Below are 26,664 nucleotides of genomic sequence, written 5' to 3'. Positions count from 1 at the left end.
TTGATTGAAGTATCCAAAGGCAACTTCTACTTGAGGATCAATATACCAGCTTCCTTTTTCACTCTCACCAAAACTATATCTATAACCAAACTCATCACTCAGCACCATTGCAAAGTTATTGGTTTCACTCATTCTAGTAGGATCTGTGCTAAAAGAGAATTCACTCATAATGTAATCAAACTTGAGAATTGTGTCATTATACCAGCCACTATCAGCAACATAGGAGTTATAAAGCCCCACTTCAATCATATTGGAATTGACTTTATCAAGTGCAACGCTATTGCTTGAAGCTCCATTTGTGTTGAGGGCAAGAGTATTACCTTTTGTATTTGAAGTTCCATAAGCTAGGGCAATTCCCATAAAGTTTCTAGCATTCTCTCCTATGCTAAGTGAGTAGTCATATCCTGCTTGAGCTGTAACATAATCTGTCTTACTGCCAGAGCCAAAGTCATTGCTCATACTTCCTCCAAAGACTCTAGCCCATACTCCATTACTATGCTCACTCTCTCGCAATTCTCCCATTCTTTTATTTAGAGAGTTGAAGTTGGCAAGGAAAAGATCATAATTAACCGTGAGAGCCGTAGAGGCGATTTCTTGGAATACAGGATCTACACCCAAATCCACAACCTTTCCGATATAGTAGTCTGTGGTAGTGCCATTTACAACAGACACTAAATCCATAACTACATCATTAACTCCAATGAGACTGATTCCCGACTCTACTGCAATGTTATTACTTGCTTTTGCAACAAGAGTATTGTTTGCATTTGTGTGATTGCTATAAGTGATGTCATAAACATCCATCTCTCCCTTGAGTGTCAAAATCGCCTTTGCATTAGAGCCTCCATTGCTTAGAGTGATTTGATCGTTTTTAGAGGAGCTTACAAAGAGATTGAAAGTTGTGCTCTCTGAAGTGTAGTTGTCAATTGTAAGAGTATTTCTAGTTTGTGAAGCATTTGCACTAGAATAAGAGCTAGTTGTGGTAGCTAAATCTACTCTTCCTCCATTTCCTGAGAGTTGTGAAATGTGATTGGAGTGAGTTCCGAAAGTAAGTGTCCCACCATTAAGAGCTACATTGATAGTCCCTGCACTGCTATTATCTATCCCACCTTGAGCGTGAAGTGTTGCACCTGAATTGACTTGGAGGGTTAGTCCTTTGCTATTTTCTACTGAAGTGTTATCGATTGCACTAGCAATCACATTACTTCCACTAGAGAAAACTGCGAGATTTTTATCAGCTCCACCATTTGTAGCACTAATGCTTTGGATTCTTCCACCATTGAGAGTGAGGGTAGAAGCATTTGAAGTACTATTGAGTTCTACATCAAGATTGCCTACAATATTATGAAGTGTTGCACTGACATTATTGCTAGAAGAATCAAGTGTGAGCTTATTGCTTGTTGTAGCATTGGCATTGAGAGTAGCAATATCAATGGTTTGAGCTTTTAGAGTGAGAGTAGAGCTATTATCTCCTGAGAGATTGGCAGTGTTAAGAGTGATAGCTTCAGTTCCACTTAGAGTGGCTGAATTTGCAGTTGTATTTGAAGCAATATTGACTGCAGAATCTCCTGCTCCACTCATTCCACCATTTAAAGCTAGTTCCACACCATTGGATAAATCAAAGGCAATACCTTGATTTGCTCCTACACTTATCGCTCCTGAGATAGTGGTTTTTCCATTTTGTAGGGAGAGAGTGTTGTTTGTAGAGTTTGCTCCTAGCGTAACTCCTGCTAGAGTTTTGCCACCATTACTCAAAATAAGTTTAGCTTCTTTGGTTTGGTTTCCATTGAAGTTGGCTGTGAGATTATTACCTGTGAGAGTGGTGATTGTGGCTTGGACTCCACTCTGACTTCCTGCTCCATCAAGAGAGAGGATACCTGCACTTGTAGAATCTACTGAGTTAAGAGCATTGCTAGAGCCTTGAAGTGTGAGTTTGGCTGTGCCACCATTAAAGACTACATTATTAGCTCCACCATTGCTTTGAGTAATCTCCCCTGTAATTACTCCAACCCTATCACTAGCAATATTGATTGTGGTAGTTGCATCACTTCCATTTGTATCAATTATGCTATCAAATACTCCATTGCTTCCCCCAAAGCTAATTTTTGCATTCCCAGAGTTGGAGAGTCCATTATCTAGCTCTAGTGTTGAAGTGCCATTGAGGTTGATTGTCAGTCCCTTATTTGCCTCAATATTGACTTCATCAAGAATAGTTGTCGTTCTTGCTTGGAGATTGAGGATATTTTTATCCATATCTGAAGTTGCTTCTGTGAGATTGAGGGCTTTTAGAGTGCTATTGGCAGAAGTGTTGTTGAGGGTGAGGGTAGCTGAGTTTGTAGCACCTTTCATTGATACAATCAGATTACCCCCATTGACAAGCTTATCGATACTTGTGGCATTGGCATTGGTGGAGGTGTCAATGATAAGAGTATCTTTGTTTGTAGCTTCTCCACTTACTGCTGTGAGGGTGGAGATAGCGTTAGTCTGTCCTTTGAGGGTGAGGGTGGAGTTGTCTGTCAGGAGAGTAAGATTGTTTTGTCCCGTATTGTCTTTTGTCATTAAGCTTGCAATCGTGTTTTGAGAACCTGCAAAGTTGAAATTATTTTTTCCATCATCACTTGCTGAAATTTTTGCATTTGCCTCTAATAGTGTAATGGTAGCATTACCCGTGCCATTGAAAGTGATATTGTTTTGATTGCCATTTTGAGCCGAGATATTGCCTGTTGTAAGTGTCAAGATTCCACCATTGCTAAAGGTGATATTATTCTTCTGGGCTGTCCTATACCAATCTGATGAACTCTTTTGGGTTGTAATCCCTATGGTTGAGATGATAAGATTCGCATTTGCTTTTTCAATGTTGATGATATTGTTTCCTTCAGAATTCCAAGAACTTCCACTTGAAGTAATCCCATTAGCAATTGTAATGTCTGAGGTAGAATTTCTTATCGTTATGGTGTTAGTCCCATCCGTTGTTTGGATTGATTGAATACTTGAGGTAAGTTCATCAATCGTGATAGTATTGTTCCCTGAATTTGCAATAATATTTGCACTGCTTAGATCAAGTTTTGTGGCTTTGATGTTATTGCTTCCACCACTTGCACTAATCTCTCCGCTAATGGAGTTTGTTCCACTTCCTGCAAAAGTAATGACATTTTTTGTATCTACACTTCCACCTGTGCTTACTGAAACTCCTCCTGAAATTGAGCTTGTGCCACTTCCATTGGTATAGATATAATTCTCCACAAAACGCTCATTACTTGTTGTTGTATTTGTTGAGCTTGCTTTGACACCATCTGTGATAGTAAGATTTTCTACATTGATATAGTTTCCTCCCATTACGGTGTTTTCTATAGTAAGTGAAGTGATGTTGTAAGTCCCTTTGGCTGTATGAGTATCAGACATAAAAGTGGAGGAGATATTATTTCTTTGGATAGTAGGAGTATTGGCATTACCAAAAAGGGTGGTGTTATAACCACTACCACTACCACTGCTATCCCCTTGAGTGATTAAATCTTTTCCGATGATATTGCTTCCATTACTTGCACTTATCTCACCTAGGGTTTGATTCCCATTATCTGTGGTACTATTGAAACTTAGGGCATTAAAATTTGCTCTTGCATCAGAGTTGTAAGTTCCAAGTGCTGAAAGATCTGAGAGAGTGAGTGTATTTGTGGTTGCTCCTAGCAAAAGAGTGTTGTTGGAGTTTCTTATATGAGCCTCTCCACCCACATTATTTACCTTGATAGAAATTGCCTTACCATCCTCTCCAAGTGTGGCTGAAGTTCCTGTAAGGACAATGAGATTGTTGTTTCCACCTGTTGAGCCTTGAGTGGAGGAGAGGATATTGCCCTTGATTGTGGTAGTTCCACTCACATTGATATAGTTTAATCCCCCTTGACTTGTGCTAATAGCATCAGTGATTGGGCTAGTGCTATTATCTCCAAAGGTAAAAGTCCCACTAGCTGAGTGAGTGGATTTCACAAATTCAGCGATAAATCCACTTTGGATAACAGGAGTATTGGCATTGCCAAAAAGAGTGGTGTTATAACCACTGCTATCTCCTTGAGTGATAAGATCTTTTCCAATGATATTGGTCCCAAATCCTGCATTGACTGAAGTGATTGTCGCTGTGGTGGTGCCACTATTGATACTTAGGGCATTGAAGTTTTTTGCCATTTCAGAGTTATAAGTCCCTTTTGCTGAAAGAGCTGAGAGAATGAGTGTATTTGTGGTTGCTCCTAGCAAAAGAGTGTTGTTGGAGGTTTTGTTGTAGGCTGATCCTTCGTTGTTGGCTACTTTGATAGAAATCGCCTTGCTGTCCTCTCCAAGTGTGGTTGAAGTTCCTGTGAGGACAATGAGGTTGTTGTGCCCACTAGTAGCATCAGGTGAGGAGGAGACAGAGGAAAGGACATTGCCTTTTATTGCTGTGGTTCCACTGATATTGATATAGTTTGCACCTACAATATCTGTAACTATTGCATTGCCAATTGTTCCACTGCTATTATCTCCAAAGGTAAAAGTCCCACTAGCTGAGTGAGCAGATTTCACAAATTCAGCGACAGAGCCATTAAATTTCTTTCCTCTATATCCCCCATCTACAAACAAACTAGTGTCGTATGTGGTTGATGAGCTAGAGTATGTTACAAGATCTTTTCCGATAATATTATAGGAGCGTGTTGCTGTCATTTTGTTGATTGATATATTACCATTTGAAGTGTTGTTGAAACTCAAAGTATTTAGAGTATCTCCTGATGAAACACCACCTCCATAATCTCCCGAACTTGATATGGTTCCTATTTTTGCTGTTGTGCTTCCTGTAAGGACTAAGATATTTTTGGAATACACTCCCCCAAGATTTCCCCCAGTTTGTGATGCCTCAATATCGATTGCATTGCCATTGCCTAGTGTGATTGAGGTATTTTGAGAAAACACAAGTTCGGTAAATGCGTGAGTTTGTGATAAGATTTTTCCATTTATCCCCACACTGCCACCACTTGCATTGCTACCAAAAACAATCTGCATTTTCTTTGTAATCTGATATCCCCAATCCCCCTTAGTCGTAATAGCATTTACAGAACCGACGCCAGAGATTGAAACATTTTCACTAAAATGAAATACATTTTGATTGTATCTATTAAATGTGATGTCCCCATTTATTGCCGTATTAGAGAGATTGAGTGTAGCACTGCCTGATGCTGTGATATTGCCTGTCAGATTTGCAAGTCCATTGATTGTCGTTGTCCCACCTGAGAGATTGATATTGGCTGTGAGGGTGGGGACTGAAGCTGTAGTTCCATTAGAATCTTGGAAGTTGATTGTATGGCTTCCACTTTGAAGATTGATTCCATTTGTAACTGAAGTGAGATTTTTGATTGTGGTATTGGCACTTCCATCACTAAAAGACATTGAGCCTGTAACACTGCCTCCACTTGCTTTTTGGAATGTGAGAGAATAAGTTCCATTGCTTTTAACAAGCACACTTCCATCAATCCCTGCATTTTCTTTCAAAGTTACATTGGCTGTCCCTAATCCCACCCCACCTGTTCCATTAACGGTTTCAAAAGTTACATTTCCTTTGATTCCTTGTCCTCCAAAAGTTCCATTAAACTCTGCAGTTCCCACCCCTCCTGTTTTTTTGATATAGAGATTTCCTAAGAGTGCATAAGTGCTTGAGGGATTACTCAAATCCAAAGTGATTGTCTTGGATTGAGATGCATCACTATTCCACAAACTTGCAATGAGGGTTCCTGTCCCATTTGCTCCAATTTTTAATCCCTTACTATTGCCATTAAGTGTAGCTTGGGTTGTAGATGCAAAATCTAAATCTACTCTATCAAATCCCCCATTTTGTTGTCTATCTCTAAGCAATGTAGTATTACCACTGCTACTAATTTCTATTTGAACATCATTTACAACTCTGCTTGAATTATCAGTCAAAGAGAAGCTGACATAGTTATCGCTTTCTTGTTTCCAAGTAAGATTGCTAGGGGATTGGTCTGAAGTGCCATTAATACTTATTGTCGGATCTGTCGCTACTGCCACACTTACACCAAGTGCCAAAGCCAAAGAAGAGGCGATGAGGGGTTTATAGAGGGGTTTTGAAGTTTTCATAATATCTCCTTATGTATATTTATATATTTAATTTGCTTATGTTACAAATTAGGTTAAAGTCTATTCTACCATAAACAAAGAGTAAATATATAGAAAAATTAGTCTTTCCACTTAGGGGGGGGGGGATAGCGTATCTATTGAGCTTTGAGCGATATTAGAAAATACTAAACTTAATTGAAAATAATTTATTTATGATTTTGAAGTATGTTTTATAAAATGCTACAAAGCAAGATTTTATGGGAGTTGGGGGAGAGTGTGAGGTGGTTTGGGAGAAGTTTTATAAAAAAGTGTAGAAAAAGTAGTCTTTGATACTTTTTGAAACAAAATCTTGTAAATCAAGCGATAAATGTTATAATTTTGCCTTTTATCCCTATCATTTTGGAGTTTGTAGTGGCTTATAGCAAAAGCTTTGAGAATGCCCTTTTTTCTATTTCTTCTTTGACCGTGCTTGGAGCAACACTTGTTGCCCCCTCACTTCCCAATATCCAAGAGCATTTCTCTTCCACCCCTCATATTGAGTTTCTCTCTCGCCTTATCCTCACACTCCCTGCACTTTTTATAATGTTTTCAGCCCCAATCGCAGGGGTGATGATCGAGCGTTTTGGTAGGCTAAAGATTTTATTTCCCTCAATTTTGGCGTGGAGTTTTTTTGGAATCAGTGGATATTTTTTGGATCAAATTGAGTGGATTTTGCTTTTTAGAGCTTTGTTTGGGGTGGCAAGTGGATTTGTGATGACTTGTGTATCAGTTTTAATCAGTGATTATTATAGTGGGGAGAGGGAGCGAGAGAGGGCTTTGGCAAAGCAAAACTTCTTTAGTGCCTTTGGTGGGGCGATTTTTCTTATCCTTGGGGGAGTATTATCTGATATTGATTGGAGAGCTCCCTTTTTGGTGTATGCACTAGGCTTTGTTGTGCTTTTGGGGGCAAGAGTCAAACTCTTTGAGCCACGCATTAGCCAAAAAGCACTCCAAAAAGACAAAAGCTTTAGATTTGCCAAATTCTTGGGGGTATATCTCATCACTTTCACTTCTATGACGATTTTTTATTTTGTGCCAACACAGCTTCCCTACTACCTGCATACCCATTTTGGAGTAGGGGGGAGCGTGGTGGGGGCAAGTATTGCAAGCGTGAGTATTTTCTCAGCCCTCTTTTCATTTCTCTATCCACGCTTTAGGACTAAGCTAAGCATCAATCAAGTTTATGCTTTGAGCTTTTTTGTGCTTTCTTGTGGGTTTTTCTTGCTGTATTTGGAAAATCTCTATTTGCTACTTTTGGCATTTTTGTGCTTTGGGTTTGCGTGGGGAATGAGTTTAGTCAATCATTTCTCTTGGATATTTTCTCTCTCTAGTGAGGGGGAGAAAGCCAAAGCTGTGGGATTTCTTTCTAGCTTTTTGTTTTTGGGACAATTTGTTTCTGCGTTTTGGATTGAGGGGCTTGTTAGCTTTTTTGGTTTAAAATGCGTTATTTTATTCATTGGTGCTTTCTCTCTTGCTCTCTGGATAGTATTTTTTTATAAAGGTAAATAGGTGGAAGGCTTAGGACTTCAGAATATCGAACGCACTATACTTGCGACTTTGTTTTTTGAACCCAATCTGTTTGATGATGTGGCAAGTGTGCTAAGTGAAGGGGACTTTAGCGATCCATTTCATCAACTTCTTTTCAAAACCATTCGCACACAAATTGAGCAGAGCAAACCTGCTACCCCTGACTTTATCAAACCTCTTATCGCCTCAGATCGGCGATATGATGAGAGTGAGCTTCTCTCAATCATCGCTCTCTCTCCTGTTGCAGATGTAACCCACTATGCTAATCAAGTCAAAAACTATGCAATCAAACGCCAACTTCTCTCCCTCGCCACCAAAATCACCAAAAGCATTTCAGATGATCAAAAAGAAGCTGAAGATGTCCTAGCTGAGATTGAGAGAGAGATTTTTGATATTTCACTTAGTGGAGAGTCAAAAGACTTTAGAGACTCGCCAAGTGTGATTCAAAGCACTTTAGAGATGATCAATGAACTCAAAGCAAAGGGGAATAATATCCTCACAGGACTAAATACAGGTTTTGCTGAACTCAATCGTATCACCACAGGATTTAATGCAGGAGAGCTTATTATCATCGGTGCTAGACCTTCAATGGGAAAAACCACTTTTGTCCTCAATATGGTGCAAAAGTTTCTAAGCACGGGCAAGGGTGTGGCGTTTTTCTCTTTGGAAATGCAAGCAGAGCATTTGATGCTAAGAATGCTAAGCTCAGCCACCTCAATCCCTTTGCAGGATTTGAGGATTGGGAATTTGAGTGATGAGAAGTGGGAAGATTTGAGTGCAAGTGCTAATTTTATGGCAAAGCAACAGCTTTTTATCGATGATAATTCTCATCTGACAATCACTCAACTAAAAAGCAAGATGAGAAAACTCAAGCTCAAATATCCCGAAGTATCAGCTTTGGTGGTGGATTATTTACAGCTAATGAGTGGAAGCAAAGGTGGGGGAGGAGAAGGGAAGCGACAGGAAGAAATCAGCGAGATTTCAAGAGGATTGAAAATCCTAGCAAGAGAGATGCAAATCCCTGTCATTGCCCTCTCTCAGCTCAATCGTGGGTTAGAAAATCGAGAGGATAAACGCCCTCAACTCTCAGACCTCAGAGAATCAGGAGCGATAGAGCAAGATGCTGATGTGATCCTTTTCCTCTATCGTGATGATGTCTATCGCAAAAAAGAAGAGAAAGCCAAAGAAGAGAAAGCCAAAAAAGAAGGAAACAAATACACCTCACAATATGAAGAAAAAAATATTGAAAAAGCAGAAATCATCGTGGCAAAAAATCGTAATGGTGAGACAAAAACCGTGAAGATTCAATTCAACAAAGCGTGTATTCGATTTGAAGAATCAAGTGAGCAAGAGGAAGAGGCACTTAAAACTCGGCTAGAGAATAGTCGAGTCGAGGAAGTGAGCTTCGCTCGAAGTCCAGAAGTGGTGGAAATGCCAAAAGTATGAGAAAAAAAATGCGTTATTCAAAAGTTTTGCTCTCTATCCTTGCTTGCTCAACACTTAGCTATGGAGCAGATACGGAGTATCAAGTAAATTTTTCAGGGAGTGGAAACGATTACAATCAGCCGACTTGGACTCCTCCTTTTGCAAGTGGGACTGATTTTACTTGGGATCAAGAGAGTGGAAAGCTGATTTTTGATAGCAACTCAACCAATGGTGGGACTCCTCCAACGAATCCCCCCGTTGATGTAACGGCGACATTCCAGTCTAGTGCGAATGATTCGGGGATTTTGACACTTAAAAATTTTTCTTTCAGCAATGGATATAAGAATACTAGCGATTCTACAATCACTCTCCCTACTTCAACTTCAGAGGTTACTTTTGGTTCAACTCTGACGATAAAAAATGATGACACCACAGCTTTCAAGGGCTTCACTCTTGGAGCGTATGGAGGAAACACAGGGACAGGTGTCAATCTCTATGCAGGGACAAATGTCATCATTGATGGTTTTACTGATACTGTGATGAAGGGGACAATTTATCTCAAAAGCGGAAGTTTGCTAGGTGAGACAACAAGTGGAACAAGCACAACAAGTACAACTCTTTATAGCAATCAAGCTACATCACTAAGTGTTACAAGTGAAAAAGCTTATTCCTCCTTCACAATGGGTGGGACACTTTATCTTGATACAACCTCTAATGATAAAACTCAAAAAAAAGGTGTGGCAAGTTTCATTTCCAAAGTTGAGGGAGATACGACAATTTCGGGGAGTATGTATCTCTATGATAAAGCAGAGGCTTCAATCAGTTCAGGTAATACTCTTACAATTAGCTCAAGTATCAATGTCTATGCTCAAGGAGCGAAGAAAATCACTCAAGATTCTCTAGGCAATGAGAGTATCACTCAAGAGGATTTAACAGAAGTCAAAAAGACAAATCTTGCTCTTAATTCTGTCAAGATTGCTTTAAGTGGGAGTATTAGTGTAGGAAGTAATGCTTCAGAGATGGTAACTCAAACCGATTCTGACACAGGGATTACGACTATCACTACTTCTCCCACAGATATCGGAGCAATCGCACAAATCACAGCAGACATCACCAAAAAGTCAAAATTAAATGTCAATAGCACAGCTCCCACAGGGTGGAGTGAAGCCACAAAGGCTCAATTTGTCGGCACAGGCTCTTTCAGAGTAGGGAAAAACTCAGAAGTGATTTTGAGAACTATCAATAATGGAGATAGCTCAACTTTTGATGAAAGCGATCCTTATGCAATCACGCTCTCAAGTATCACAATTGAAGATCAAGTCAAAGGCAATAAAGTATTAAACTTTGATGCACAAACCCATATCGTAGATACCACAAAACAAACACTTCCCTCAGTTAATGTTACCCTTTCAAAACTAGGAGCAAATTCAGGAAAAATCAACCTCACAGGCTCTATCAGTCTAGGAGCTAATGCTAATGTCTTGATCCAATCCTATGATGGCATTGATTCAAGTACAAGTGCAAGTTTTTCACTCTCAACTGATTCTGTATTGTGGCTGAAGGGTAAAATGAGTGGGGAGAGCTTGACAAACAAGGGGGGGATTACAGCCAAAGGTGGGGCATTTGTGCTAGGAAATGTGTATAACGCTCAAAATACTGAAACCACCAAAACCACACTGACAAACTCAGGAAGCACGACGATTTCAAACTCATTTCGCACCACCACAGAGCCACTCCCCTCACGCCCAAGCACTAATGCCACATCTTCTGCAACAGAAGAGGAAGCAACGACTAGAGAGCTTGATCCCTCTGGTGTCTTCCTCCTAGCCAAAGATAATATCTTTGATAATCAAGGCACGCTCACCTTTGATGGAGGGGGCAATCTCACTTCAGCTACTTCAAGAAGTGATGATATTTCAAGATCCCTTTCTATCACAAACTCAAGTGGAAGCAAGGGGACAATTAAAGCTAATGGTGCAAATAACTCTATCATCTCTAGTGGAAGTCTTAGCCTCTCTTCTCAAAATATCACAATTGCAAGTAAAACCCTTGATGATGATAGCACGCAAGAGGGAGTGCTAACCCTCACTTCTCTCTCCTCACTCTCAAGTGATTATATCTCTATTGGCTCTTCTACTCCAAACTCAGGCAAAGATAAAGTCAGTATCAGTGGTGGCACACTCAAGATCACAAGCCAAGTCGCAGGAGTGGCAAACTATAATTTGCGTTTGACAAATACTACACTTGATTTAAGCAATCTTGCAAATCTCAACAATTCTATCAACACTCAAACCCCTGTGCAATCCGAGCTAGATGGCAGTGCAATCAATGGAGCGTTTTACAATCTTAGAAACTTAGAGCTTGGGGGCAATGTAGAGGTGCTAGTCAAAAAAGAAAAAAGCTCTTTTGTCAATGGGGTTGTATCTTCTAATGCTTCTGAGCAAGAACCAAGCTTTAGGAGTGATTGGGCAAGTATGCAAGTGCAGGGGAGCAATCGATTTGTTGCTTCAGAGATTGGAGAGGGGACATTTGGGTTTGATAATTATGGGGTGCTAGATCTCAAATCCAACGCGACTTTGAGTATTGAGGGGGATTTGTATAATAATGGAAGTATCGTTTTTAGTGGAGATCAATTTGGGCTAGGGACTTTGAGTTTGAGTGGGAATCTTATTCTTGATATGACAAACCACCAAGAGAGTGGAGTAACCATAAATCCACTTATTGCAATCAATCATACCAACTTTCACTCCCTCACTCTCTATCAAGCCTATCTTCTTGTCCAGACAGAGGGAGAGGTGCAATATCAAGTGGGAAGTGCATTGATAAGCTCTGATTCAAGCTCTAGTGGAGAGGTTAGTCCAAGAGCTGATGAGAGCAATGCTCCAAGTTATAGCACACTTCAGAGTGCTCTCAAAACTGAAATAGAAGATTATCTCAATGGTCAAAATGCTTATGAGGGCAATACCAACAAGCTTGGAGTTTTCCTCAATGGTGTGGCATTGATTGGGACAAACTACATCGGATTTGGAGTAACAAGAAGCGAGGCAATTTCCTCACTCACGATTGATAAAAGCGATACAGGACTAATCGATCAATATCTTCAAGTGCTTTCAAGCTCTGATGGTTCAATATCAGAGAATAAAACCAATGATATGATAAATGCCCTCTATGCAAGCGATCCTAAAGCAATGCAAGCCTTAAATAATGCTTTGCAAGTGCAAAATGGACTAGAGCTTGGAATCCTCAAAGATATGGGCTCTTACAATACTCAAAGCCTCATTAGCACAGCCCAATCTATCCAAGAAGCGATGCAAACGGTTACAAACTTGAGCAAACCTGTGATAGAGGACTTCAAAAAAATGCAGGTGGTGCGTGAGATTGCAGTGCAAAACCGAATGGTAAGGGCCTCAAACCCTTTCACAGCAGAAGCTGAGCTAGAGCAACTTGTCCAATCAATGGTAGGGCAGAGATATGCAAGTAATGAAGTGGCTTCTAAAAAAAGCGATATTCTCTCTGAAGGCTCAAATGCTGAAGTCTTAGCACCATTTCTTTTCGATGATAGAATCGCTTTTAAAAACAATGTATGGCTCTCAGCAATCACTTCAAGCACAAAAACCTCACTAGACACTTCAGCTCTCTATGGAATGAGTGCAGGGTATGAGCATATGCCTATCCCAAATGTATTGTTTGGATTTTATGCAGGATATGGGTATTCAAACTACAAAAGCGACACACTCAAAAACAATGCTCATATCCTTGATCTCTCAATCTATACAAGACTTTATTATGGAGGTTCTGAGGTTGATTTGACTTTGAGTTATATTCACGGATTCAACCAAGCAAATACGCAGTTTGATAATTCAGCACTCAATCAAGACTTTTCTTTCCAATCTCATAGCTTTGATTTCTCAGCAAAGTATGGTTATGTCATTGGCACTCCTATCAAGGGAATGTTTCTCAAACCTCAAGCCACATTTACTCTCTATGGCATTGGCACACCAGATTTAATCGGTGAGGGAGAAAATCCAATCGAGTTAGCCAAGCAATCAATGGATGGAATCCTCTTTGGGCTAGGAGTAGAAATCAGACAATATATCTCCCCTGTGTCTTATATCTATGTCTTGCCAAGCTTTGATTACAATATGTATAAGCAAGATAGCACTTCAAATGTTTCTTTCCTCAATGCTTACAATAAGATGAATTATGAGCTTCCCAAACAAGGGCATTATATTTTCTCACTCTATGCAGGAGGAGAGGGATATGTCAGCAATAATCTAGCAATCAATGTGAGTGCAGGATACAAAGGGGCTTTGGATATTGAAGATCACAATCTAAGTATTTCAGCAGGATTGAAGTATAAATTTTAAGGAAAAGCAATGCTAGATGAGATTTTTGAGGGCAGTGCGATTGAGAAGTGGAAAGAGATTGTATTTCACGCTAACCCTTCAGTAGTGGGAAGGGAGCTAGAGCGACTTTTAGAAGAGTTAGCCAAAGCCGAACTAGTGAGTGAGGGCAAAGAGCTTACAAGAGAAAATATCGCTTGGCAAATGCAAAATCTAGCAATCACTTCAATGAGTGAGATTCTAAGCCAAAATGAATAGGCGATTTTTTTTACTCTCTCTCCTCTCTCTCTCCACACTTTTCTCTCAAGCCCCCAATTGGACAAGTGAGCAAGAAATCACCCTCTTACGCAATCAAGTCTATAAACTCAATCTTTTGATAAGCAATAGCGATGTGAGGGAGTTTAGCTTTCATTGGACACTTTATGTGGATAAGGGTTTGGTGTTTTTAGCAAAGTATGATGGATTTAATCATCAGAGCATTTTGTATAATAGCTTTAGAAAAAATTCTTTCAAAATCAAACTTGCAGAAGAGGGCAAAATCAGAGGGCTTTCCCCCTATCTTGTCGTTTTTTTCAAGAGTTATGATGAAAAAAGTAATCAAGCCACCTTTAAGGTCGTTACTTATGGAGATGTGTATGCACAATGAGATTTTACAGAGGATTTGTGAGGGTGTAGCCTCTATGGTAGGAGAGTTTGACAATCCTTATATCCAAGAGCTTTTTTCTAAGATTTCTTGTGGAAAAATGCTAAGAAGTCGCTTGATTTTGGCGATTGCTGGGGAGAGTGAGGAGAGTATCAAGCTTTGTTCTATTATCGAGCTTATTCAACTTGCTTCTTTGCTTCATGATGATGTGATAGATGAGGCTATGAAAAGGAGAGGGGTGGATTCTTTAAATGCTCTCTATGGCAACAAAAATGCCATAATGCTAGGAGATGTTTTGTATTCTAAAGCCTACTATCATCTCCTCTCTCTTCCTACCAAAGTCGCAAAATGTGTCGCAAACTCTGTATGTTTGCTCTCTAGTGGAGAGATTAGAGATGTATTTATGGCAAAGAGTTTCAATCCTTCAATGCAAGAGTATATTTTGATGATTGAAGAGAAGACTGCTTCACTTATCGCCTCTAGTGCCAAAGCTTCAGCCTCTCTTATAGGAGAAGATGAAGAGGCATATCATCATTATGGATTGTGTCTTGGGATTGCTTTTCAAATCATTGATGATGTGCTAGATATCACTCAAAGTGAGCAAGTGCTAGGAAAACCCTCGATGAATGATTTTAGGGAGGGTAAAACGACATTGCCTTATATCAAGCTTTATCACTCTTTGCCTGAAAATGAGAGAGAAAAACTTGTTTTGCTTCACAACAAAGAGCTAAATGAAGAGCAGAAAAAGTGGCTTTTTGAGAGTTTTGAGAAGTATGGGAGTATCAAAGAGAGTATAGAAATTGCCAAACAATACGCCCAAAGTGCAACCTCTAAGCTTCAAAAGGGGTATAATCCTAAGCTTGATGAGATGATTGAAGCAATGATTCAAAGGAGTTTTTGATGTATGCCCTTATGAGTTTTTCACACAAAAACCTAGATATTTCTGTGCGAGAGAGAATCGCACTCCCACAAAATGAGCTAGAGAGTTTCTATCAGCATTTTCTCTCTACCTTTCCCAAAGTGCAAGAATGTATCATCCTAGCGACTTGCAATCGCTTTGAGATTTTGCTCTATGGAGAGCTAGATGAGAGAGATTTGCAAGAAATGGTGGCTTTTGTGGCTCAAAGTCGTGGGATAGAACTCTCCAAACTCAAAGAAGGAGTTGAGCTGTATTTGCAAGAGAGGGCAGTGTGGCATATATTCAAAGTGGCAAGTAGCCTAGATAGTTTGGTGGTAGGGGAAACCCAAATCACAGGGCAACTCAAAAATGCCTATCGCTACTCTTTTGATCAAGGGTTTTGCAAAAAGGCTCTTACTCGTGTGGTGCATTTTGCTTTCAAAACCGCAGCATTAGTGAGGAATCAAACTCAAATCTCCAAAAACCCTGTTTCAGTAGCCTCTGTGGCTGTGGCAAAATTCTTGCAATGCCAACCTGATAAAAGTCAGAAAGTTATTGTCGTGGGAACAGGGGAGATTGGAAGCTTGTGTGCTAAACATTTGCTTAGCAATGAGTTTAAAATCATTCTTCTCTCAGGACAAATCCAAAATGCCCAAAAACTTGCAGATGAGCTAGGAAGTGGGGTAGAGGTGGAAAGTATGAGCAATCTCAAAGAGTTGCTTCACACCCACCCCTATCTTTTCTCAGCCACAGGAGCACCTCACCCTATCATCACTCAAGAGATGATAGAGAGTGAGGATAGTAGAAGACTTTGGTTTGATTTGGCATTGCCAAGAGATATTGAGAGGGTTAGTGGAGTGAGATTGTTTGTCATTGATGACTTGCAAGAGATTGTAAGTGAGAATATCTCAAAGCGTGAAGAGGAATTGCAAAACGCTTATAAAATCGTGCAAAATCAAATCGAGGAGTTTTATCGCTGGATTAAAAGTCTTGATGTAGAGCCTATCATTAAAGCCTTTAGAGAGAAAGCCAAAGAATGCTGTCATCTTGAGCTTGAAAGAGCGATAAAAAAGGGATTTTTGCCTAAAGAGAGTTATGAGAGTGTGGAGAGAGTCTTGCATAATGCTTTCAATAAGTTTCTTCATCACCCCACTACCTATATCAAAACCATAAAAGAAAGCCCTGAGAGTGATTTTATCTTGGGAAATGTCAAGAAGCTTTTTGATTTGGCAGATTATGAACTCTATCAAAACCCTTATAATTGCGAAGGGTATTATAAAAACAAAAAGGATTAAAAAATGAGAATGAGTAAAAGCTTTATCATCACCACTAAAGAAGCTCCAAAAGATGCAGATTTAAAATCTCAACAATACTTAGTGAGGGCAGGATATATCCAGCAAGTGGGTGCAGGGATTTATAATCTCTTGCCTTTGGGGTATTCTGTGCTAGAAAATATCAAAAAAATCATCAAAAAACATATGGACGCTTCAGGGGCTCAAGAGCTTTCTTTGGGTTTTGTAACTCCTGCAAGTCTATGGCAAAAGTCAGGAAGATTTGAGAAATATGGTAAAGAGCTTTTGAGATTTAAAGATAGAAAAGATCAAGACTTTGTGCTTGGTCCCACACATGAAGAGGCGATAGTGGAGTGTGTGAGTGGGAGAGTGAAGAGCTATAAGCAACTCCCCCTCAATCTCTATCAAATGCATTTAAAATTTCGTGATGAGCTAAGACCACGCTTTGGGCTTATCCGTGGGAGAGAGTTTGTGATGAAAGATGCTTATAGCTTCCATGAGAGCATTGAGGATCTCAATCGTGAGTTTGATGTAATGGAGCAAACTTATAGAGCGATTTTTGATGAGCTTGGAATCAAATATGCAGTAGTTGAGGCTGATAGTGGAGCTATTGGGGGAAGTGGGAGCAAGGAATTTATGCTTCTAGCCTCTTGTGGAGAAGATACACTTATCATCTGTCCAAATTGCGGATATGCAAGTAATATTGAGGCAGGAAAAAGGAAGAGAAAAACCTATCCTTCTCTAGAGCGTGAGCTAGGAGAAATCTCAACACCAAATCTCAAAAGCATACAAGAGCTTTGCACTCTAGGAATCGCCCCCTATCATATCCTCAAATGCGTTGCAAAGGGAGTGAGAATGCAAGAGGGAGAAAGCAAGGTTGCACTCTTTTTCCTTAGAGGAAGTGATGAGCTAGAAGAAACTAAGGCTTATAATGCTATTGTCAAGCAAGAGAGTGGGGCAATGGAGCTTTTTGATATAGAGAGTGAGGAGCTAGAGAAGAGGGGATATGCTGTGGGCTTTATGGGGGTAGGGTGCAAGGCTGATTTTGTAGTCTTTGATTGTGAGGTAGAGCAAGGAGAGATTTATCTAAGTGGAGCAAACAAGGCTGATACTCACGCTTATGTAAGGCTTGAGGGGGTGAGTGATTTTGCAGATTTGGTGGCAGTGCAAGAGGGTGATAAGTGTGCGTGCTGTGGAGAGAAGCTAAGCTATCAAAAAGGAATAGAAATCGGACATATTTTCAAACTTGGAGATAGGTATTCTGCCCCTATGGGTGCGACATTCCTAGATCGCAATGGAAAGGCACAAAACTTCATTATGGGGTGCTATGGGATAGGAGTTTCAAGACTGATTTCAGCGATTGTGGAGCAAAAATGCGATGAGAGGGGAATCATATGGGGAGAGAATATCGCTCCTTATGAGTGTATGATTCTTATCTCAAATATCAAAAATGAGGAGCAAAAAGCGATAGGAGAGAAGCTTTATGCCCACTTGCTCTCTCAAGGCAAAAGAGTTTTGCTAGATGATAGAGATGAGCGTTTTGGGGCAAAAATCGCTGACTTTGAGTTGCTTGGAATCCCCTATGGCTATATTATCGGCAAAGAGCTTGAGAATGGAAAAGTCGAGCTTGTCAAACGAGAGGATTTGAGTAAGCAGAGTTTGGAAATCTCTAAGCTTTTTGGAGAGTAGGGAATGAGAGTATTTGGCTTTGTATTGGTGTATTTTTTTGCAGAGCTTGGAGCATTTGTGCTATTTGCTCAAAAGTTTGGATTTTGGAGCTTGGTGGGGGAGATCCTGCTAAGTGGGATAGTGGGGTTTTTCTTGCTAACAAGTGCGTTGGCAGGGAGCAATGAGGGGATAGTGGAGTTTTTGAGAAATGCTAGGAATCCCAAAGAAATCATCGCTTCAAATCTAAGCAGAGTTTTTGGAGCTTTGCTTTTGATCGTGCCAGGGTTATTGAGTGATAGTGTGGGGGTATTGCTTACTTTGGGATTGCTTGATGGCGTGTTTGTGGGGATTATGGATAGGTTTTTTCCTAGAAGTGAGGGGAGAGAAGAGCGATATGGTGAAGTGATTGATGTAGAAGTTATAGAAGAGAATGAGAGGATAGAAAATGAGAAAAGTGATTATCGGAAGTAGAGGAAGTATGCTTGCATTGTGGCAGGCAAACTATATTGCTAAGAGGTTGCAAGAAGAATGCAATCTCTCAAGCGAGATTAAAATCATCAAAACCAAAGGAGATAAAATCCTAGATGTGCCTTTGGCAAAAATCGGAGGAAAAGGGTTATTTACCAAAGAGCTTGAAGAAATGCTTCTAGGTGGAGAGATTGATTTGGCAGTGCATTCTCTCAAAGATGTGCCTGTGGAATTCCCTCAAGGACTAAAGCTCATCGCAATCACCCAAAGAGAAGATGTAAGGGATTGTTTCCTCTCTCATCACTATGAAAGCTTGCAATCCCTGCCTGTGGGGGCGAAAGTGGGGACAACTTCTCTAAGAAGAACAATGCAAATTAAGCTTAAAAGGGCAGATTTGGATACTCAAAGTTTGAGAGGAAATGTGCAAACACGCCTAGAGCGACTAAAAAATGGCGATTTTGATGCGATTATCCTAGCTCAAGCAGGGGTTAATCGACTTGGGATTGAGGGGGTTAAATATATGAGAGCTTTGAGTGTGGAAGAGATGATTCCAGCGATGGGGCAGGGGGCTTTGGGACTAGAGTGTAGAGAGGATAGTGAGTTTGCTCCACTCTTTGCTAGGCTCAATGATGAGAATACAGGGCTGTTTTGTGAGAGTGAGAGAGAGTTTATCCGATGTCTTGAGGGGGGGTGTCAAGTGCCTATCGGAATCCACGCAAGTTTGCAAGATGATAAGCTCAAACTCCAAGCAAGACTAGGAATGCCTGATGGAAGCAAAGTGCTAGAAGATAGTATTTTGGGAGATAGAAACAATCATTTGGCTCTAGCACAAGAATTTGCTAAGAGATTTATTGATAGAGGAGCAAAGGAGATTTTGCAAGAAGCTTCAAGAGTGGCGTTTGCTTAGGGAGAGAATATGGCAGTATTGCTTGAATTGAGTGTTTTTAGTATCTGTGGAGAGGTGAGCAAGAGGGGAGAGGTGGCAAGGATTTTGAGAGCATTTGAAGATAGGGAGATTGAAGCTCATCTTAACCCTATGGGGACAAGTGTGGAATGTGAGGATATGCCAAAGGCTTTGGAGGTGTTACAAATCGCTTATGATTGTATGGATTCTCAAAGATTTTATATCATTGCCAAATTTGACTGCTATCCACAGAGGAAAAATATGCTTGAGGGGAGAGTAGAGAGAGTTTTGGAGGAGGTGTAATCCTCCTTGCCTACTCTTGAGAGGTAGAATCCTCTCTAGCTTCTGCTTCTTTTTGCTCTTGCTTTTTTTCTTTTATCTCATTACTCTCTTGCTCTTCTTTTTCTTTATTGTCCCCCTCTTTGCTCTCTTCCCCCTCTTTATCTTCTTCTCCTTCAATCTTTAGTGGTGCTTTGTAATCAGCTTTTTCAAGGATTGGGCTATATCCATCACTCTCTCCAAAGCTATATCTCACTCCCACATTGACTTGATAATCGGTATTGATTTTCCCTGCAAAGCTTTTCTCAAAGTCAAAGTAGATTCTAGTATTGTCTTTGATAGACATATTAGTCCCTACATTGACTACTACTCTTCCATCAGAGCTGAGGTTGGAGTATTTGTTGGTTTGAGTTTCTCTCTGAGTGCTCATCTTAATCTCTCCCCCACTCACATAATCATACTCATAGAATGCTCCTACATAAAGTGAGGCATTGAAAGTATCTTTTTGAGTGAATTTCTTAAAGTCATAGCCAAATGCACTTCCTATCCTAGTTCTCAAAGTCAATACACTCTCAGCCATAGAATCAAGATAGGCAGTAGAATTAGCCAAAGTTTGTTTGAAATCACTTTGATTAAAGTATCCAAATGTGGCTTCTACTTGAGGAGTGATACTCCACTCTTTACTCTCTCCTAACTTAAAGACATAACCCACTTCATCACTAAGAGTGAGGGCAAAGTTAGAAGTATCATTGCTTGTAATTGAGCCACTATTAAAGTTGCTAATCTCAAAGCTACTCATCAAATAACTAAATTTAGCAATACTATCATTATACCAACCCCTATCACTCACATAAGAGTTATACAAAGCCACTTCTACTGCATTGCTATAAATATTATCAATCCCTCTTTGCTCTCCATTACTATCAAAGGCTTTATTATCTGAAGTAGAAGTAGAGAGTGCATAAGAGAGAGCTACTCCTAGATAGTTATTTGCTCCCTCAAACCCAAAGGCATAGTCATATCCTGCTTGAATAGTAGTGTAATTGCTCTTACTTCCTAGTCCAAACTCATTACTTAAAGCCCCATTAAATACTCTAGCCCATACTCCTTGGCTATGATTATTCTCACGCAATTCTCCCATTCTTTTATTCAAAGAGTTAAGATTTGCCATATACAAATCATAATTGAGAGTAAAGGCTGTGGCTGTGATTTCTTGCTCGGCTTCTATAACCTCTGTAGCTTTGGCTTTGCCTACAAAGTAGCTTGTATATCCACTCCCTGAGGTATTGCCATTCTCATCTGTGCTTTCTGTAACATAATCAATCTTTGCGACATCAAATCCTAGCACTTGAGTGGATTGAGTATTGAAATTGACTTTGGAGCTATCAGACACTGAGGCAATAAGGATATTATTATCTGCTCCTTTGGTATAGCTGATTGCATCAAGATTGAGAGTGTCTTGATTTTCAAAGACAACCCCTAGAGTATGAGTGCTAACTTCATTATTGCTAGAGGAGTGGATGATAACCTTATCAGCATAGACTTGACTTCCTGCTTTTTCTTTGCTCTCATTACTCTTTGCATAGACGACAAAGCTCAATCCACTTCCACTAATACCACTAGCAGAATCTTTTGAGCCGATAGTGAGGGTTTTAAACTCTGTGCTAGAGCGTGAAGTGTGGTAGAAGGAGATGCCATTGTTTGCTTGATGAGTGATATTTGTGATTTGGGCATCATCTTTGAGGATAAGTCTTTGGTTGGAGGAAGAGAAGACAAGGTTTGTTTCTGCTCCTTTGGAAGTGGTGATTTTCCCCTCAATGTAAGCACTCATTTCTCTCCAAGCATCGCGACTTTTGGGAGAGTTGAGCGTAAGTGTGGTTGTACCTGCTGTTGTGGTTATATTGCTAATGAGAGTGGTGTTGTTGGCATTGAAATTGATTGCTGTCCCAATGGTGCTAAGATCTCCACCAAAATTGAGCTTAGCTCCATCGCTATCAAGATCAAAAGTAAGATGATTGGTGTTTGCTGAGCTTGTAGTGATGATAAAAATGCCTGAATTTTTGAGGTGGATATGATTGTTTTTGTCTGAAGAAGTGGAGAATGTGGCACTGCTAAGATTAAGAATGCCATCTGAAGTGTTGAGATTGATATGGTTTTGCCCTGAGCTTGATGTGATAGAGCCAGAGAGAGTGAGATTTTTGCTTTCTACATTGATTGTATTGCTTCCTTGTGTGGCACTCATGCTCTTACTTGGACTAATTGTCAGAGTGCTAACATTTGCTCCAAGATTGATGATATTGTTTCCACCATTTGCAACTATATTTTGCAGATTTACCGATGTGCTTTCTCCACCAAAAGTTGCAGTAGCAACCCCTCCACTTGTAGAGAGATTTGCCACTAGATTTCCACTGCCCTCAAATGTGATTTTACTCTGTCCTCCCGTGGTGTAGAGGGTTTTGATAGCACTGCTAGAATCTTGTAAAATCAAATCTTTGCCACCAGAGATATTAAAAATATTTCCACCATTATCTGTGGCATTTCCTGAGAGTGTGAGATCTGTGAGGAAAGTGATATTTTTGTCGATAGTAAAGGTATTGGCAGAAGTGGTGTTTGCAATGATTTGACTACTAGCTCCCATAGAGAGGGTTGAGCTATCATAGAGGAAGCTAAAGGTGTTATTTCCACCATCTGCTGTGATATTTCCATTGATAGTAGCTTGTCCTATCGTTATTCCCTTTTCGTTTGAACCAAAAACAAAAGTCAGATTGCCTTGAGTGTTTAGGATATTTGCTTCAAGTATTTGCCCTGTATTGGCAAATGTGATTGTATTCTCTCCACCATTGTATGTGAGAGTTTGTATAGCACTTGATTTATCAGTAAATGTGAATTTTGTCCCACTTGATCCTATGAAAATAGAGTTATTTCCATTTCCTTCTCCTCTGAAGCTAAATCCCCCTTCTGATCGCAAGATAAGATTTCTGGTGCTATCATAGAATCTAATGCGATTTTCTCCATTTGCACCTGCATAAAAATCAGTGTCTAAATCAATCGTATAATCTCCTGTTTCCATTGTTTTGAAATCAAGCTCTAGCAATCCATTGGTAGTATTGAGATTTCCACTGAAGCTTCCTGTTTTTTGGAAACTTAGTGTGGTTTCTCCACCTTGGGTGTAAATCGTTTTTTTGGAATTATTTGAATTAAGAATGAGAGATTTAGTATTATCAATAATAAAGCTATTCCCTTTATCTACGCTCTCATCACTTGCCCCAGTGGCATAAATATCGGTAGTGATTGTGATGTCTTGGCTTATCTCCATTCTATTGTAGCCTTGTTGGGCATCAAGGATTGCATCAAATCCAAAACTTCCACTTTGGGTAAAAGAAATTAGATTTTTCCCTGATTTTGATGAAAAATTAGCAATAAGTTTTCCACTAAAGCTCCCACTATTTCCCTGAAAGGCTAAGGTTGTAGCTCCATTACCATTGGTTGTGATAGAGGTTTTTTCTCCATTATTAGAGAGTGTTAGGCTAGATCCACCTGCGATATTGAAAAATGTCCCATAAGCTTGTTGTGGGATTGTGCCTGCATTATTACTTCCTATCCCATCGATAGAGAGATTATTGCTCAGTGTGATATTTTTATCGATAGTAAAGGTGTTGGTAGAAGTGGAATCTGTGCTTAAGGTGGAGTTAAAATCAAAAGTTCCATCTTTGGCAAAGGTAATGGTATTGCTCCCACCATTTGCAAGGAGATTTCCACTAAAACTCCCTAAAGTTTCTTTAAAGTCAATACTTGCACTCCCTCCAGTTGTCTTGAGTGCGTAGTTTTCTGAGGGGATATTATAGAGTGTTGCACTTGCATTCCAAATCTCAATATTTGTTTTCCCATCTGATGTACTTACTCCACCTGAGATGCTTCCATCATTGTGGAAGTTGATATTTGTATTTGCTCCATTTGTTGTTGTAGATACAATGGCTTTCAATTTTGATTGATCCCCATTAAAATTGATTGAGGTAGTACCCCCAGAAGTGATAACTGAAGCTAAAACTTCTGTGGAGGTTAAAAGTGCAAGGGTTTTTCCTGAGCCAATATTGATGATATTTCCACCATTGTCTGTGGCATTTCCTGAGAGTGTGAGATCTGTGAGGAAAGTGATATTTTTGTCGATAGTAAAGGTATTGGTAGAAGTGGAGTTTGCAATGATTTGACTACCAGCTCCCATAGAGAGGGTTGAGCTATCATAGAGGAAGCTAAAGGTGTTATTTCCACCATCTGCTGTGATATTTCCATTGATAGTAGCTTTGCCCACAATAGCATTTGAGCTATTATCAACTCCTCCAAGAGTGATTGTAGAAGTCCCACTTCGAGAGAGGATATTTCCATTAAAGGTTTGGTTTGCTCCTACAAAATGCACTTCACTTACTCCATTACTATTGAGGGTTTGGGTTTGACTATCAGAGACATTTTGCAAAGTTAGACTAACCCCATCTCCTAAAAGCTCAACCCTATTTTTCCCACCTTGAGAGCTTGAGAATTGCAAACCATTATTGCTTTTGAGGATTGTTCCATTTGTATTGATACTAATGACATTTGTCCCATAATTTGTAGCTTCAAAACTTGCATCTAGGATTGCATGGGGAGATACCCCTTTGTTACTATTTTTGAAGTAGAGTGTGTTTGTTCCACTCTGAGTTTGGATATTCCCACTCAAGCTCCCATAGTTGTCAAATTCAATGTTGGTTTTTCCACCACCTTTTAAGATAAGAGAGGTTTTTTCTCCCCCATTGGTGAAGTTGAGACTCCCTCCATCTCCAATGGTAAAATTAGCAGAACCATTGTTATTCTCCTCAGCATGCAAAGAAGCTGATTGGGAAAAAGTAAGACTTCCTCCACTGCCGATGATAAAGCTATTGCTTGCATTGCATTCTGAAAGAGCTGAAAATACTGTGGAGATTATAACTGAGTTATTTCCAATAAGAAAATTGTTGTTGCTATAAGAAGCCAAGAAAATAGTATTGTAGTTGCCATCAAGTATATCTCCACCACTTATATCAAAAGTTCCATTTTGAGAGAAGACAATATCATTATCTGCACCACGCGCAATAATACTTCCAGAGAAACCTCCACTTGTTCCCTCAAAACGCAATATGTTTTTTCCTCCACCTGTTGAGACAATGTATTGTCCAGATGGTAAATTGGTCTGATAGGATGTTGTATCATCATTGATAATAGTTAATTTGGCTCCATTTTCAATATTGATAATATTTCCACCACTGCTATTATTTGTTCTCAATTCTTTTCTAATAATTGAAACATTCTTTTGAACTTGCATTGTATTTGTCGAAGTGTCTTTTGCCCAAAGAAGCTCTCCAAGATAAAAATCTCCACTTTGCTCAAAGATGATTTCATTGTTTCCACCATCAGCAACCACTTTTCCTTCAAACCTTCCCTGACTTCCTGTAAAAATAATTTTACTTGTCCCACCGATAGTTTGAATTGTCCCATCAATATAAAGTGGAGTATACTCATATGTATAAATACGAATTGCTTCATCATCATTGATATAAAAAATATTTTCTCCATTATTATCGCCACCAAGCTGAATTTCGTCTTCGCCATTTGAACCTAGCGTTTTTCTTGCAATCCAAGTATTATCTGAAGAGTAGAAAATGTTTTTGGAATTACCGTATGCCAACCATTGATTGCCATAAATGGATGTGTTGGAAATAATATTATTGCCACCATTGGCAATGATATTTCCCTCAATGCGAGTGTCATTGCCATTACTATCAAAATCACCAAATAGAGTGATTCCCCCAGAAGTTTGGATATTCCCCTCAAAAGAAATGCTATCAATTTTTGTTATTCCACTTTGTGTGGTGATTGCCTGTTCTTCTCCTTGTGAATTTTGTAATGAAAACGATTGGTTATTATCTCCCACAAGAATATTTCCACCCCCACTCTCATAAGTTGCATTTCCATTCAATACCAATCCATTTTCACTTGTGATTGTGAGAGGAGATGTGTTTGAGAAGTTGATTTGGTTGATCCCTGAGGAGTTGGCTGTAAAAGTAGAGCTAAGAGTGAGTGAGGTTGTGTTTGAGGAGAGTTCAAGAAGATTTTTTCCATTATCTGCTAGTATATTTCCCTGCAAGGTTGTTCCTGAAGCAAGAATATTGATGGTGGTAATCCCTCCACCTGTGGTGTTGATATCCCCGATAAACTGTGTGGTTGAGCTATTAAGATTGATTTGAGTGTCTGTGCTTATAGCATTAGTAAATGTTCCTCGGTAGGTGATATCTTCAAAATTAAAAATATTTTTGCTATCACTGCCACTAATAGTGATATCACCTATGTTTTCTATGGTTGTCCCATCATAAGCTTTTGAAAAAGTTATCGTGTTTGTGCTAGAAGAGTTGATTGTGAAATCGCTATTGGTGCTTCCTGTAAAAAGCACTTCCAATGTATCATTGCGATTATATCCATTAAGTATATTAAAAGTGGTCTTGTTTCCATTGTATGAATCGTATGGAGAAAGAGAGCTGATATAGCCATATCCAAAGATAAGAGAGATTTGTTTGGATGAAGTTATATCGCTTCTTGCAAAATCTATTGAAAACTCACTAATCCATACTCCTGCTCCACTTGTAAAATTTACGGAATTAGCTCCTCCCAATGCTAGAGTCCCACTTCCATTCCCTGTTTTTTGTAGAGTGAGTTGATTGGCTGTTGGACGATTGGCAAATGAAAGTGTGAATGAATCAAGAAGTTCTTCCGATCCATTCTGTGGAGCATAAAAATATCGATCTATGTAAGTACTGGCATCAGAAAATTGACTAAAATGGAAATTTTCTATCTGAGTTGTCCATATCTCAATATCCACCTCACTCCCCACACTCAAACTCATCGCCAATCCTACAGCTACAATAGGAGTGAAAATCTTTTTCTTTCTCATTATTTTTCCTTATTCAAAATTTTTATGTGATTTTTCAATTTTCTTGCGACAGGTTGTGTCATTTTGAAAAACAACTATTGAAAGAATTATACCTACCCCCCCCCCCTACTTGTCAAGAGTAAATGGAGAGAAA

Annotated in this window: 13 protein-coding genes; 11 read left to right on the top strand and 2 right to left on the bottom strand. The window is 39.5% G+C overall.

Annotated elements, in window-relative coordinates; genetic code table 11:
* On the bottom strand, window positions 1-6,111 hold a 6,111-nt coding region (locus tag CQA58_RS04235), incomplete at its 3' end, for a hypothetical protein (RefSeq protein WP_147288601.1).
* 315 nt (window positions 6,112-6,426) lie between these two features.
* On the opposite strand from CQA58_RS04235, the gene CQA58_RS04230 reads away from it, so the two are divergent.
* The 11 genes from CQA58_RS04230 to CQA58_RS04185 are packed head-to-tail and all read left to right on the top strand — an operon-like array spanning window position 6,427 to window position 19,600.
* Window positions 6,427-7,638 (top strand): MFS transporter, encoded by a 1,212-nt coding sequence (locus tag CQA58_RS04230; RefSeq protein WP_115569483.1) that lies wholly within the window; start codon window positions 6,427-6,429, stop codon window positions 7,636-7,638.
* Window positions 7,639-9,102, top strand: a complete 1,464-nt coding sequence (locus CQA58_RS04225) for a replicative DNA helicase (RefSeq protein WP_115569482.1) — start codon at window positions 7,639-7,641, stop codon at window positions 9,100-9,102.
* A gap of 8 nt (window positions 9,103-9,110) precedes the next feature.
* Entirely contained in the window at window positions 9,111-13,448 is a 4,338-nt protein-coding gene (locus CQA58_RS04220; RefSeq protein ID WP_170126740.1) for an autotransporter outer membrane beta-barrel domain-containing protein, read from the top strand.
* Window positions 13,449-13,457: 9 nt separating this feature from the next.
* The gene (locus tag CQA58_RS04215) at window positions 13,458-13,682 is read left to right on the top strand and encodes a DUF2018 family protein (RefSeq protein ID WP_115569480.1); all 225 of its coding nucleotides are present in this window, start codon (window positions 13,458-13,460) and stop codon (window positions 13,680-13,682) included.
* Window positions 13,675-14,070 carry a hypothetical protein gene (locus CQA58_RS08220; protein ID WP_170126739.1) on the top strand — a complete coding sequence of 132 codons (396 nt, stop codon included), beginning with the start codon at window positions 13,675-13,677 and terminating at the stop codon, window positions 14,068-14,070. The genes CQA58_RS04215 and CQA58_RS08220 overlap by 8 nt, the downstream gene beginning before the upstream one ends.
* Window positions 14,060-14,968, top strand: a complete 909-nt coding sequence (locus tag CQA58_RS04210; RefSeq protein WP_170126738.1) for a polyprenyl synthetase family protein — start codon at window positions 14,060-14,062, stop codon at window positions 14,966-14,968. Before CQA58_RS08220 ends, CQA58_RS04210 begins: the two co-directional genes overlap by 11 nt.
* Window positions 14,968-16,260 carry a glutamyl-tRNA reductase gene (hemA, locus tag CQA58_RS04205; RefSeq protein ID WP_115569478.1) on the top strand — a complete coding sequence of 431 codons (1,293 nt, stop codon included), beginning with the start codon at window positions 14,968-14,970 and terminating at the stop codon, window positions 16,258-16,260. Before CQA58_RS04210 ends, hemA begins: the two co-directional genes overlap by 1 nt.
* A 3-nt stretch (window positions 16,261-16,263) precedes the next feature.
* Entirely contained in the window at window positions 16,264-17,946 is a 1,683-nt protein-coding gene (locus tag CQA58_RS04200) for a proline--tRNA ligase (protein WP_115569477.1), read from the top strand.
* A gap of 3 nt (window positions 17,947-17,949) precedes the next feature.
* Window positions 17,950-18,396 (top strand): FxsA family protein, encoded by a 447-nt coding sequence (locus CQA58_RS04195; protein WP_115569476.1) that lies wholly within the window; start codon window positions 17,950-17,952, stop codon window positions 18,394-18,396.
* Window positions 18,371-19,300 (top strand): hydroxymethylbilane synthase, encoded by a 930-nt coding sequence (gene hemC, locus CQA58_RS04190; protein ID WP_115569475.1) that lies wholly within the window; start codon window positions 18,371-18,373, stop codon window positions 19,298-19,300. Before CQA58_RS04195 ends, hemC begins: the two co-directional genes overlap by 26 nt.
* A 9-nt stretch (window positions 19,301-19,309) precedes the next feature.
* Window positions 19,310-19,600, top strand: a complete 291-nt coding sequence (locus tag CQA58_RS04185) for a thiamine-binding protein (protein WP_115569474.1) — start codon at window positions 19,310-19,312, stop codon at window positions 19,598-19,600.
* Window positions 19,601-19,610: 10 nt separating this feature from the next.
* Here the strand turns inward: CQA58_RS04185 and CQA58_RS04180 are convergent, their stop codons facing one another.
* Window positions 19,611-26,531 (bottom strand): autotransporter outer membrane beta-barrel domain-containing protein, encoded by a 6,921-nt coding sequence (locus CQA58_RS04180; protein ID WP_115569473.1) that lies wholly within the window; start codon window positions 26,529-26,531, stop codon window positions 19,611-19,613.
* Between the last annotated feature and the right edge of the window lie 133 nt (window positions 26,532-26,664).

Source organism: Helicobacter brantae, assembly GCF_003364205.1.
Lineage (GTDB): Bacteria > Campylobacterota > Campylobacteria > Campylobacterales > Helicobacteraceae > Helicobacter_G > Helicobacter_G brantae.
The sequence above is the reverse complement of the archived record's forward strand: the minus strand, read 5'-3'. Positions and strand labels throughout refer to the sequence as shown.

Excerpts from the sequence above, each read along its gene's own strand:
- CQA58_RS04220 (WP_170126740.1), top strand. The coding sequence starts at position 9,111 with ATGCGTTATTCAAAAGTTTTGCTCTCTATCCTTGCTTGCTCAACACTT.
- CQA58_RS04215 (WP_115569480.1), top strand. The coding sequence starts at position 13,458 with ATGCTAGATGAGATTTTTGAGGGCAGTGCGATTGAGAAGTGGAAAGAG.
- CQA58_RS08220 (WP_170126739.1), top strand. The coding sequence starts at position 13,675 with ATGAATAGGCGATTTTTTTTACTCTCTCTCCTCTCTCTCTCCACACTT.
- CQA58_RS04210 (WP_170126738.1), top strand. The coding sequence starts at position 14,060 with ATGCACAATGAGATTTTACAGAGGATTTGTGAGGGTGTAGCCTCTATG.
- hemA (WP_115569478.1), top strand. The coding sequence starts at position 14,968 with ATGTATGCCCTTATGAGTTTTTCACACAAAAACCTAGATATTTCTGTG.
- CQA58_RS04200 (WP_115569477.1), top strand. The coding sequence starts at position 16,264 with ATGAGAATGAGTAAAAGCTTTATCATCACCACTAAAGAAGCTCCAAAA.
- CQA58_RS04195 (WP_115569476.1), top strand. The coding sequence starts at position 17,950 with ATGAGAGTATTTGGCTTTGTATTGGTGTATTTTTTTGCAGAGCTTGGA.
- hemC (WP_115569475.1), top strand. The coding sequence starts at position 18,371 with ATGAGAAAAGTGATTATCGGAAGTAGAGGAAGTATGCTTGCATTGTGG.
- CQA58_RS04185 (WP_115569474.1), top strand. The coding sequence starts at position 19,310 with ATGGCAGTATTGCTTGAATTGAGTGTTTTTAGTATCTGTGGAGAGGTG.
- CQA58_RS04180 (WP_115569473.1), bottom strand. The coding sequence starts at position 26,531 with ATGAGAAAGAAAAAGATTTTCACTCCTATTGTAGCTGTAGGATTGGCG.